The 11830-nt window shown below is 47.4% G+C and carries 12 protein-coding genes; 2 read left to right on the top strand and 10 right to left on the bottom strand.

The features are described from left to right. Nucleotides 1–38: 38 nt before the first annotated feature. The 4 genes from grpE to QZ371_RS03350 form a co-directional block, all read right to left on the bottom strand. Nucleotides 39–641: a nucleotide exchange factor GrpE gene (gene grpE, locus QZ371_RS03365; RefSeq protein WP_295209423.1), complete on the bottom strand. Its 603-nt coding sequence runs from the start codon at nucleotides 639–641 to the stop codon at nucleotides 39–41. Next, nucleotides 634–1659 carry a heat-inducible transcriptional repressor HrcA gene (gene hrcA / locus QZ371_RS03360; RefSeq protein ID WP_295209421.1) on the bottom strand — a complete coding sequence of 342 codons (1026 nt, stop codon included), beginning with the start codon at nucleotides 1657–1659 and terminating at the stop codon, nucleotides 634–636. The genes grpE and hrcA overlap by 8 nt, the downstream gene beginning before the upstream one ends. 358 nt (nucleotides 1660–2017) lie before the next feature. After that, nucleotides 2018–2764 (bottom strand): hypothetical protein, encoded by a 747-nt coding sequence (locus QZ371_RS03355; protein ID WP_295209418.1) that lies wholly within the window; start codon nucleotides 2762–2764, stop codon nucleotides 2018–2020. 42 nt (nucleotides 2765–2806) lie between these two features. Then, on the bottom strand, nucleotides 2807–3631 hold the full coding sequence (locus tag QZ371_RS03350; protein ID WP_295209416.1) for a hypothetical protein: 825 nt from the start codon (nucleotides 3629–3631) through the stop codon (nucleotides 2807–2809). A 313-nt stretch (nucleotides 3632–3944) separates the two neighbouring features. Between QZ371_RS03350 and sfsA the strand changes: the two genes are divergently transcribed. Beyond that, nucleotides 3945–4628: a DNA/RNA nuclease SfsA gene (gene sfsA, locus QZ371_RS03345; RefSeq protein ID WP_295209413.1), complete on the top strand. Its 684-nt coding sequence runs from the start codon at nucleotides 3945–3947 to the stop codon at nucleotides 4626–4628. Nucleotides 4629–4772: 144 nt separating this feature from the next. Further along, a complete protein-coding gene (locus QZ371_RS03340) occupies nucleotides 4773–5927 on the top strand; it encodes a stage II sporulation protein P (RefSeq protein WP_295209410.1) in 1155 nt (384 codons plus the stop codon). A 213-nt stretch (nucleotides 5928–6140) separates the two neighbouring features. Here the strand turns inward: QZ371_RS03340 and radA are convergent, their stop codons facing one another. From radA to QZ371_RS03310, 6 genes are all read right to left on the bottom strand, one after another. Next, nucleotides 6141–7514, bottom strand: coding sequence for a DNA repair protein RadA (gene radA / locus QZ371_RS03335; RefSeq protein ID WP_295209407.1), 1374 nt, complete (start codon nucleotides 7512–7514; stop codon nucleotides 6141–6143). Between the two features lie 110 nt (nucleotides 7515–7624). Continuing rightward, entirely contained in the window at nucleotides 7625–8488 is an 864-nt protein-coding gene (locus tag QZ371_RS03330; protein WP_295209404.1) for a stage 0 sporulation family protein, read from the bottom strand. Between the two features lie 40 nt (nucleotides 8489–8528). Then, nucleotides 8529–9521: a hypothetical protein gene (locus tag QZ371_RS03325; RefSeq protein WP_295209401.1), complete on the bottom strand. Its 993-nt coding sequence runs from the start codon at nucleotides 9519–9521 to the stop codon at nucleotides 8529–8531. A 3-nt stretch (nucleotides 9522–9524) separates the two neighbouring features. Continuing rightward, nucleotides 9525–9848 (bottom strand): cyclic-di-AMP receptor, encoded by a 324-nt coding sequence (locus QZ371_RS03320; RefSeq protein ID WP_295209398.1) that lies wholly within the window; start codon nucleotides 9846–9848, stop codon nucleotides 9525–9527. Nucleotides 9849–9926: 78 nt separating this feature from the next. Further along, nucleotides 9927–11264 carry a PLP-dependent transferase gene (locus QZ371_RS03315; RefSeq protein WP_295209395.1) on the bottom strand — a complete coding sequence of 446 codons (1338 nt, stop codon included), beginning with the start codon at nucleotides 11262–11264 and terminating at the stop codon, nucleotides 9927–9929. A gap of 2 nt (nucleotides 11265–11266) precedes the next feature. Beyond that, entirely contained in the window at nucleotides 11267–11593 is a 327-nt protein-coding gene (locus tag QZ371_RS03310) for a sigma factor-like helix-turn-helix DNA-binding protein (protein WP_295209392.1), read from the bottom strand. Nucleotides 11594–11830: the final 237 nt, after the last annotated feature.

The raw sequence follows: 11830 nt of genomic DNA, 5'->3' as shown, positions 1-11830 counted from the left end.
TTTCATTTTTATATCAAGGCGATGATCGTCTTGCTGTCTTATGGGTTCGCAACGATGACCATTGCGTGTCTGATGACCTTTCCGCCGATAGTGTAGCCGTTTTGCAGCACCTGCGCCACAACGTTCTCACCAAGCTCGGGATCATCAACTGTGCTTACTGCGGTAGCGATGTTCGGGTCAAATTCCTTGCCCAAGATATCCATAACTTCCACATTCAGCTTCTTGAGGGCTTCGCCGAACTGATTGAATATCATTTCAACGCCCTGCTTGTAAACTGTGTCCTGAGTTTCCGTACCCAAGGCTCTTTCAAAATTATCAAACACGGGAAGGAAGCCGTTTATAACGTTGCCCTTTGCTGTGTCTGTGAGCTCAAGTCTTTCCTTTGCGCTCCTCTTTCTGAAATTATCATATTCAGCCATAAGTCTGAGGTATTTGTCTTTAGCGTCCGCAAGCTCTTTTCTGAGCTTATCTTCTTCGCTCTCAGCCTTATTGTCCTCAGCGTTCTCGTCAGCCTTTTCAGCCGTCTCGTCCGCCGCCTTAGTCTCTTCGCTTTCAGCAGAGGTGTTTTCCTCTTTTTCAAGCTCGGTGTCCTTTTCAGTTTCCTTACTCAATTTACGCCGCCTGCCTTTCTTTTTATTCATTCTTATCATCTTCTTTGCCGTCCTGCGGCTTTTCTGATATCATATCCGATATCTTGCTTGTGAAATATTCAAGATACGGAATGAACTTTGCATAATCAAGTCTCATCGGACCGATAAGTCCCAGCGCTCCGGCGGTCTTGCCGTCCTTGGAAAAGGGCGCCGTGATTATCGAAGAGTTGTGGATAACAAATCCGTCACGCTCGGGTGAGAACATAACGTGCAGTCCCGAAAACGTCTCGTCGATAAATCCCTTAAGCTCTTTCTGATTATCCAAAAAGCTTATGATCTCATTCTGATTGAAGTCCTTGCAGGTGAGCAGATTGCTTTGACCTTTGATAGTCACGCTGCTCATTTCCTTGGTCATCTTCATGATCTCTGATACCAGCGGCGAAAGGGTCATCATATATGTTCCCATTGCCTCTGTGAGCTTTTCGACATAAGCGTCCGAAATGCTGTTTATCGGCACGCCGTTGAGGTTCTCCCTCACGAAGTTGTCAAAGAACTCAAGCTGATCTTGGCTCAGATCAAATTCAAGCCTGCAAACCTTGTTCTTGATAGAACCGTTTGACGTTATCATAAGAATAACGTACATTCTCTTTCCCGTCGGGATAACTTCCACCTTAGAGATAAGCGAGAATTTCGGCGTAGCGTTTGCAACGACCGCAGCGCACTTTGTAAGCTCAGCCAAAGCCATCGAAGCTTTGTTTACAAGATCTTCCTCAGTAACATATTCCTGAGGTATCATCGAATCGAGCATATCCTTTTCGCTGTCTGTAAGCTGGTTCTGCTCCATAAGCTGGTCAACATATAATCTGTAACCCTTATATGTGGGTATCCTTCCTGCGGAAGTGTGGGGCTGTTCAAGATATCCCTGCTTTTCAAGCTCAGCCATTTCATTTCTGATCGTGGCGGAGGAAGCCTTTATGTGGGACATTATCGCCTTTGAACCAACAGGCTCGCCTGTGACGATGTATTCATCGACCACCGCAGTAAGTATTTTCAGCTTTCGGTCGTCCATTCACTCACCACCAGTCCTATTCGCTGAAATTAGCACTTTGTTGATTTAAGTGTTAGCACTCGCTCTTCTTGAGTGCTAAGTATAGTTTATACCCTTTTGCCGATTTTGTCAAGGGGTTTGAGACTATTTTTCTCACAAATTTAAAAATTATTTAAAACACATTTCCGTCATTTTGCACAAACGTCATCAAACCCCGAAAAACAGGCGCTAGCAAGCACTATGATACGGGGAAATAACGTCCGTAAGCAAGCTTTTTGTCAGATCATACAGAAATCAAGGTAACAAAAAACGGGCGACCCAATGCCGCCCGTCTGCGTTTATTCATTTAATATGCGTAATAAGCTTCCTGCGCCGTAAATTATTCCTCATCATAAGCCGAAAGATCAGGAACAGTCAGCATATCCTCATCAGCCTCGCCGATAGAGTCAACAGTATAGTAAATAGCGCTGGTCTCGTCAGCACCGTCCGGCAGGATAGCGATCTGCTGGAGATCGTAAGTTGCGCCGTTGAAGCCGTAGATTATCATACCCTCAGCGCCTGTAACATCGCTGTCGAGCTTGTAATACTCGAGAACTGTGTTGGTCGCCTCGTCAATGTAAGCGTGGTCGAAATCCTTCGTTGCACCGAAAAGCACGTCAGCGGACTTCCACTCGTTGCCGTCGTCTTCCTCAACGCTGTAAGTCGTCGTGCCTTCAGAAACGTTGTAAAGCTTTCCGTCGCCGGGACAAACTGTGTAAGACTTCATACCCTGAACTGTGTAAGCCTGATAAGCCTTGCCGTCCTTTACGCAGATAGTGTAATTTGTGCCGTTGCCCGACATCTGACCTGTAAGGTTGGCAAGATAGCCGTCCTTGTATTTGTCTTTGAGCTGCTCAAAAGCTCTGAAATCGCCGTCAACGTCATAATCAGTCGTGCCAACATTTGCAGCAGCGCTGCTTTCAGCCGTTGCATCAGCCGTGCTTTCTGCGGCAGCAGTTGTCGTAGTCGTAGTCGTTGTGTCCTCAGCCTTTGAAGAGCTTGAAGAGCTGTTGTCAGAACCGCAGGCTGTCATAGCCACGCACATTACAGCAGCAAGTGCTGCGCTTATCAAAATTTTCTTATTCATAATAATTTGCCTCCAAAATAAGAAATGCCGAAATTTATCAGATTATTCAGCAGCAGAATCAGACTCGAGATCAAAATCCAGCTCAGCGTCGTCGATAACATCGCCGCTCATATCGTCCATTGACTGCTCAGTCCAGCTATCGAAATCGTCCGGAAGCTTAACTTCAACGTTCTCAGTTGTGAATGAATTGAACTTAACTGTTGTTGTCGAGCCGTCTGTGATAGTTTCGATCTTTACGATATCCTTTGTCTCTGCGTCAAAGTAATACTTGAATGTTGTTGTGTATGAAGTGTCAGATTCGCTCTCGTCAAGCTCAACACCTGAACCAAGGTCGATATCAAGATCTTCTGTAACTTCATAAGTCTCGCAGATAAGGCCATCGTCTGTGTTGTCTGTGCTGATGAACTTTGCGCCGTCTGTTACGCCGTAGCCAACTTCTGCCTTGAAATCGTCGATAGTCTCTTCTGATTCAGTCTTGAGATAAGTCTTTGTCTCAGCGTCAAGTGTGTACATTACGCCGTCAACGAGATAGAAATCAAGGTTCATTCCCATAAGTGAGACAGACATATGCATATTGCCGCCTGCGATCTCAACAACGGCTGGTGTCTCGTCATCGAATTCACCTGTGATAGTTGCGTCAAAAGCGAAATCGCCGTTCATAACCTTGTTTGTGTACAGCGCAGCAAGAGTGTCCTCAGCGGCTGTGCCGTTATCGTCTGCCTTGCTGTCTGCGTTATCGTCAGCAGCCTGTGAAGCGGAAGCCTTTGATGAGCTGTCAGCAGCGGAAGAGCTGTTGTCAGAGCCGCAGCCTGCGAAAACGCTGCAAGTCATAATAAGTGAAACCAACAATGCTGTGATCTTTTTCATAGATTAACCTCTCTCTTGATCGTTAGATCATAAATTCTAATACTAATACCTAATACTAAATAAGGCTCAAAACCCAGAGCCTTATGGATAACACTATATCACATTTGCACGCCGCCGTCAATATATAGTTGCGACAACGCCGATTTTTTCATATCTATGAACAAATTTGACTATCATACAAGTTTAAATTTTATATGTATTTATATAGTAATTGCCATTCGCCATTTATTGTGGTATACTTATAGCAAAGCGGCTATTACATTATAAATAGTATATAGCATTTACCTAAACACGAAAGGTTCGGAAAGATCAAATGAGATATAAAAACATTCACAAGGGCGTGTTCATTTCACGTCCCAACAGGTTCATCGCAAATGTTGAGATTGAGGGCAGGGAAGAGGTCTGCCACGTTAAGAATACAGGAAGGTGTAAAGAGCTTTTGACCGACCACGCACAGGTCTGGCTGGAAAAGTCGGATAACCTAAACCGCAAGACAGCCTATGATCTTGTTGCCGTCCAAAAGGGTCAGCGGCTCATAAATATGGATAGCCAAGCCCCAAACAAGGCTGTCGGCGAATGGCTGAGAGAGCAAAAGCCCCTTGGCGATCTTGAGGTCTATCCCGAAAAAACATACGGCGGCTCTCGGTTCGATTTTTATTTACAGTCCGACAAAACGGACAGAAAAGCCTTCCTTGAAGTCAAAGGCTGCACCCTTGAGCGTAAGGGTGTAGTGCTATTCCCAGACGCCCCGACGGAGCGTGGCGTCAAGCATATAAAAGAGCTTGCAGAGTGCGTATCAAAGGGATTTGAAGCCTATATACTTATCCTTGTGCAGATGAGCGACGTCAAGTATTTCACGCCAAATTATGAGACCCACAAAGCGTTCGGCGAAGCGCTGAAAGAAGCTCAGCAAAAGGGTGTGAAGATACTCTGCTATGACTGCAACGTCACCCCCGAAACAATGACAGTCGGCAAGCCCGTTGAAGTACGGCTGTAAATTTGCCCCAATAGTCATAATAAAGCCCGTCCTGCGTATACATTTATAAAGGCAATGACACACGATACAAAGAAATTATTTGTATCGTATGCGGAGTGTTTAACATATCCGCAAATAATTCCAGCGCATTTCGGGAGTGATAAAATGACAATAAAGCAAGCCTGCCAGCGTGCCTGCGCAGTTATAACCGCCGTGTTCGTCCTGCCCGTGGGGGTGTGGCTGTATTCAAAAGCTGCGCCAAAGTTTGGCAATATCGCAGCGGCGGCAGCAGGCATTACAATGGGCGAATATGAAAAGCCTTTTGCGCAAAGCCAAGCCGATAGCGAAGCCCTTCACGATATGGGCAGGCTTGAAGCGGCGGTGGTTGCAAAGCACAGCATATGGGATATGGATATGGCTCCGCAGGAGACCGAGACCCATTCCGAAAGCTCAGCTGTGCCAAGCCCTCTGCCTGCTGAGGACGTTTCCGATAAGATACCATATCCTGCAAGCCTTGAAAGCCGTGACGGCGTTATCGAAAATTACACCTACGGCCATTATGACGGCGAGCAGTATTTTGACCTTGACGGCGGCGGACAGGTGCGAAACTGCACCGCCCTTTCAAATTCCGAACTTTACGCCGAAAGCGCCCAGCCAATAGATTTCGAACTTGACGCAAATTCCGACCAGCCGCAAATTTTGATCTACCACACCCACGCCACCGAAAGCTTTGAACCATACGCAAGAGATTATTACGACAGCTCGTTTTCCTGCAAGACCACCGACCCACATATGAATATGATCTCCGTGGGCGACAAAATTTGCGAACAGCTTGACGCCGCAGGCATTGCCTATGTCCACGACACCCTCGTCCACGATTATCCCAGCTATGACGGCTCATACGATTCCAGCCGAATAGCCGTGCAGGAGATACTTGAAAAATACCCCTCCATAAAGATATGCCTTGACGTTCATCGTGACGGCATTGAGCGAGAGGATGGCACACGCCTTGCGCCAATAACCGAGATAGACGGCAGGAAAGCGGCGCAGCTTATGATAATCTCCGGCTGCGATGACGGCACAATGGGTATGCCCAACTTTATGCAGAATTTCCACTTTGCCTGCAAGCTTCAATCCGCCCTAGAAAGCGATTGGAGCGGCTTGACCCGACCCATACTTTTCGATTACCGCTTTTACAACCAAGACCTAACGACAGGTTCGCTGCTGATAGAAGTCGGCAGCCACGGAAACTCCATAGATCAGGCGCAATACACGGGGGAGCTGATAGGAAAGACTTTGTCGGAACTCTTTGTTGAGTGAGGAATGAAGGTATCGCCGTTGGCGATGATTTTTGGGGTTGCGAACTCCGTTCGCCAGTTTGGTTTAACTGCTTTGTATAATATTCTGTCGATTGTAGGGGCGAAAATTGTTATTCGACAATGCTCATAACAATTTATTGGTCGCCAGCTGGCTCACCCACTCAATACAAAAAAACACCCCATAGCAGAAAAGAAAATCTGCTATGGGGTCAATTTATCCAATTGCCCTAAACGCCTCTTTTATCGACCTTACGCCGATTATTTTCATATCGAACTTTGAAACGTCAACGCTTTTCAGCGAGTGCGCAGGCACAATGCAGGTCTCAAAGCCCATTCGCTCACATTCCGCAAGGCGCTGTTCGCAATGTGAAATGCTCCGCAGTTCGCCGCCGAGACCTATCTCTCCAAGGGCGATGAGCTTGTCGCTTATTACCTTGTCGGTGAGACCCGAGTAAAGCGCCAGCGCAACGGACAAGTCCGCCGCCGTGTCGTCAAGTTTCAAGCCACCCACGATGTTGATATAAACGTCCAGTCCGCCGAAAAAGTAGCCCAGCCGCTTTTCAAGCACCGCAATTATTATCGCCATTCGGTAATAGTCAAATCCCGTTGCAGTACGCCTTGGCGAGGCAAGCACGCTCTTGCAGACAAGCGCCTGAACTTCCGCCATAACAGGCCTTGTGCCTTCCATTATGCAGGCAACGCAAGTGCCGGAAGCGTCCGTCGGCCTGCCCTCAAGAAACATCATTGAGGGGTTCTCAACTTCCAGCAGTCCGCTGTCCGCCATTTCAAACATTCCTATCTCGTTTGTCGAGCCGAAACGGTTTTTTATCGCCCTCAGTATCCTGTATGTCAGATTGCGCTGACCCTCAAAATACAGCACGCAGTCAACGATATGCTCCATAACTTTCGGACCTGCGATAGCACCGTCCTTGTTGACGTGGCCTACAATAAACATCGGTATCTCTTCCGATTTCGCCGTCTGCATAAACATATTCGTGCATTCTCGCACCTGCGTGACTGAGCCTTGCGCTGATGAAATTCCGCTTATGCTCATCGTCTGTATCGAGTCGATTATGACTATCTCAGGCTTTTCTTTCACGATCACATTGCATATCTGCTCGCAGTCATTGTCCGCCAGCAGGTAAAGATTTTCTGAGTTGACGTGAAGCCTGTTGGCTCTAAGCTTTATCTGCCGCACAGATTCCTCGCCCGATACATATAAAATAGTGTGCTCCTGCCCGAGATACTGACAAATCTGCAAAAGCATTGTCGATTTACCGATGCCCGGTTCGCCGCCCAGCAGCACAAGCGAACCCTTCACAAGTCCGCCGCCCAGCACTCTGTCAAGCTCTTTCAGCCCCGTGGCGTAACGCACCTCGTTGTAGCTTGCGTCAACGCCGCCAATGCCGACTATCTTGTCGGAGATATCCTTGACAGCGCTTGCCTTAGCCTTTGAGCCGCCCGAGCGCACAGCCACCTCAACTTCCTCAAAGGTGTTCCATTCGCCGCAGTTAGGGCATTTTCCGTTCCATTTTGATGTTTCATAACCGCATTGGCTGCAAACATATGATGTCTTTACCTTTGGCATTTGGACGTTCCTTTCTGCTTAATAAATAGGTGCAATGCTAAATTTACCTTGCGTAACCTAACGGGCGAACGATGTTCGCCCCTACAATAAATTTGGTGTGGCAATTGTTATTACTTGCCCTCAAGGCTCTTGAGCGCCTTTATCTCGTCACGATCGAGCTTGATAACAGAGTCCTTTATGACCTCAACGTCGTCTTTCTTTACCATAACAACGTTGTCATTCTTGTCCATTTTAACTCTGAGCTTTCCTGTCAGCAGATTGACCTCCTCAACAACGCCCCTGCCGTCGGCAGTCTTTACGATAGCACCGACCTTTGGTGTGTGCTTGAGAAGATCTTCATAGCTGTCCTGCTCATATTTAAGGCAGCACATAAGCCTGCCGCAAGTGCCCGAAATTTTCGTCGGGTTAAGTGACATACCCTGCTCCTTTGCCATTTTAATGGAAACAGGCTGGAACTCGCCCAAAAATCTTGAGCAGCAGAAAGGCTGTCCGCAGATACCAAGTCCGCCAAGCATTTTCGCTTCATCACGCACGCCGATCTGTCTCAGCTCTATCCTCGTTCTGAATACCGCCGCAAGGTCTTTTACAAGCTCACGGAAGTCAACACGATTTTCCGCCGTGAAATAGAAAAGCAGCTTGTTGTTGTCGAATGTGCACTCAACGTCGATAAGGTTCATTTTCAGCTTGTGGGCAGCGATCTTCTGCTCGCAGATCTTGAAAGCGTCCTTTTCTTTCTGCTTGTTTTTCTCGATGGTCTTGAAGTCGTTTGCCGTGGCAATTCTTATTATCGGCTTAACAGGGTTTGTGAACTTCGTCTCGTCGATCTCCCTGTCCACCATTACGACCTCGCCGCATTCAACGCCCCTTGCGGTCTCAACGATGACCTTGTCGCCCATTTTGATATCATAGTCTTTTGGGTCAAAGTAATATATTTTTCCAACGCTCTTAAAGCGCACGCCTATTATTTTTATCATCAGTTCTTCCTTTCAAATATTTTTTTGAGAATGTATCAAATTACCCTGTAATTTTGCTTATCTGCCCCGCAAGGCTGTTCATCGTCAGATTGAGATTGCAGTTTGCGTCTATCCTTGCGGTGTATTCGCACATAAGGTCGTAAAGTCTCACCGCATTGTCCGCTGAAAGCCGCCTGCTCAGCTGCCTTGCGCCATCACGATCGCAGCTTACCGACTTTTCATCATCGCCGCCAAGCCTAAACGCCGTGCTGTCTCTGACTATCTCTCCGAAAAGGCTCAGTCCTTCACGGAGAACGGCTTTCTTGCCGTCGGCTTCAAAAAGCGCTTTAAGCACTTCGTATTCGCTTCCGCCGCAAGCCGCCCTGCAAAGGCTCCTTGCAATGCCAACGCTGTTCCAAAAGGCGGTCTTGTTTAGATAAGCTTCGCACCTGCCGATATTTCCACGGCCAGCCGCAACGGCTTCTGCGATCTCCGCAGGGGAGAAGTCGGGATATTTCTGCGTGAGACAGTCGGTGCTCTCCGCCTCGGTGACAGTTATAACGCCAAGGGCAAGCACTCTAGAGATTATGGTCTGCAAGAAAATCTCCTTGCTTCGTGCCGTGAGTATTATCGCCGTGTGCTCTGGCGGCTCTTCGATAAGCTTGAGCAGGATATTCTGCACCTGCACTGCCGTGTTTACGGACATATCGAGGTCGGGTATGATGTAGACCTTCATTCTGCCCTCGCTTGGTGCGATCTGAGCGTCCGGCACGATAGGCCTTATGGCTTCGTCAACGATGTAGTTTCCGTTGGCGTTTGACTGCGCCGTCATAACGTCGGGGTGACAATTGTCGAACACCATTTTGCAGCTCTTGCATACACCGCAGGGCTCGCCCGTCTGCCGCTCACAAAGAAGCGCCGCCGCTATCCAACGAGCCAGCGTTTTCTTGCCCAGCCCCTTTTCGCCGTGAATGACGATAGAATGAGGCTCACGTTGTTTTTTTATCATTTCCGTCACGAGCCGTCTCGGTTCGCTGTTGCCGTAAATTATCAAAGCTTACACCTTTTCAAAACGTTCGATATCTGTCACGAAAATAGTTGCGCCGCCGATGGAAACCTCAACAGGATATGAAGCGCCGCCGTCTGGCTCCATAATAGTCGATGAAGGCACATACTGCTTTCTCTTCTTTGAATACTGCTTGCAAACGTCGATAACAAGGTCGACCTCTTCGTCTTGACAGCAGATAAGAAAAGTTGTGTTGCCCGACATCAGAAAGCCGCCTGTTGACGAAAGCTTTGTTGCTCTTATGCCAGCCTTCAAAAAGCCCTTGTTTACCGCATAGGTGTCATCGCTGTTTACTATCGCATATACTAATTTCATAGTTCTGCTCCTTTACATTATATACATAATATAACAATATCTGTTTTGTTGATAGCCTGCTATGACTATACTATTATATTATAGCACATTAATCTCCTCAATGCCATAGTTTTTCAAAATTTTTATGACATTTTCGGTGATAAGTTCGCCGCTCACAGCCACAGGCACAGAGGGCTGACAGCTTGTGACAGTCATTGCGCATATCCTGCCGAGGGCTTCATCAACTTTGACGGTCTCCTGCTTTGAGAACGCCGCTTCTCTAATGCCTATTTTCTTTATGCCTTTTGGTATTGCAGGAAAGTCGCCGAACAGCCGTATCTTCGGCTGCGGTATCTCCGACATCGCCTTTTCGAGCCGTGTAAAATCGCTTTCGTCATTGAATGGCGTCGGCATAAGCACAATATATTGTGTGTCGCTGTATTCGGGTTCAATGCCATATCCTCTCAGCCTGTCCGCAAGATCATTGCCTGTTATGCCGCTTTGGTATGCACAAATGGTCAGCTTCATAGGTTCGTCCCCCGTGAACTGCCAGCCGAATGCTTCAATGCGTTGTCGGCAAAGCTTCACACGCTCAACAGTCCGTGCGATATCCTGCGCAAAATCGCCGTTTACATATTGTGCGCAAAGGTCAAGACTCTGCATAATAAGATAGGACGGGCTGGTGGAAGCGAACATCGACATAACGTTTTTTGTGCAGTCGATAAACTCTTTCGGTGCACCTTTGGATATGTGGAGCATTGCGCCGCCTGTATAGCAGGGCAGGGTCTTGTGTGCAGAATCGCAGCACATATCCGCTCCCAAGTCCATAGGGTGAAGGCTTTCGGGAAGAAATCTCAGATAAGCCCCGTGGGCGTTGTCGCAAAGCAGGGGAATACCATTTGCTTTGCAGACTTTGCTTATGCCCCTTATATCGCTGAGATTGCCAAGATAGTCGGGAGAGGTCACATAAACGCAGTCGGGCTTTTCGCCGCTTTCAATAGCTTCACGAACGTCATCAGGGGTGACGCTTCCTGCGCAAATGGACGTAAATTCGCCCTTTGGATATATCCACTTGACGTCAAGATCAAGAAGTATGCAGGCGTTGACGAAAGCCTTGTGGGCGTTCCTCGGGGCGGCAACAGTTATGCGCCCCTTGCCTGCGTTGCAGGTCTTGATGATACCAAGCATAGTCTTGATGCAAAGGCTTGAGCCCTCGGCGGAATATATCGTCCTCGCCGTGCCGTAAGCCTTCGCCATATTGTCCTCGCTTTGGCGTATAATTCCGTCGGCTTCAAAGAGGTAGTCAGCCCCTTTTATCTCGGTGATATCAAGGGCTTCAAGCCCATGAAAAGCCTTGCCCTTGTGACCCGGCATATGAAATCTTGCTATGCCAGAATTGGCATAAGCCTTAACAAATTCGTTTATGGGAGCGTTCATTTTCACGCTTTCCTTTCATTTTTCAGTACGCTGCGCAGTATGGCAGGCTTTAGGCCGCAGGAAATTTTCTTCCTCGCAAGCCCCAGCGTCCTCGATACCGTTGAGCGTGAAACGCCCTCGCTTTCGGCTATCTGCTGCATAGTCATACCTTTATTATAATACTTTATTATATAACATTTCTGCCGTTTCGTCAAATTTTCATTGACGATATCACGCATAAGCCCATTTTCGATAGCCCCCGAGGGATCGAAATTGTCGGCAGACGGTGCGCCGTAAAACTTGCTTATGTAGTTCTCTGTAAGATCAAATGATATCTTTTGGTGCTGCATTTTGTTCCTTTCTGCATTTTCTGCGTGAAATTGTGTCATTTTGCCACCACAATATATAGTGGGCAATTTTTTGGACAGACACAATTTTCAAAAATTTTGTTCAATATGAGGGAAATTAATCGGACTGTTTGTGCATTTTACCATTGCAATTTGCAGAATAATGTGTTATAATGTATCTGCTAAATCGCTTTAGGGTCTTTTGTTGGACTGATAAATATAAAATAGATAAAAACAAGA

Origin of the sequence: Ruminococcus sp. (assembly GCF_019423705.1) — a bacterium.
Taxonomy (GTDB): Bacteria; Bacillota; Clostridia; order Oscillospirales; family Ruminococcaceae; genus Hominimerdicola.
The sequence above is the reverse complement of the archived record's forward strand: the minus strand, read 5'-3'. Positions and strand labels throughout refer to the sequence as shown.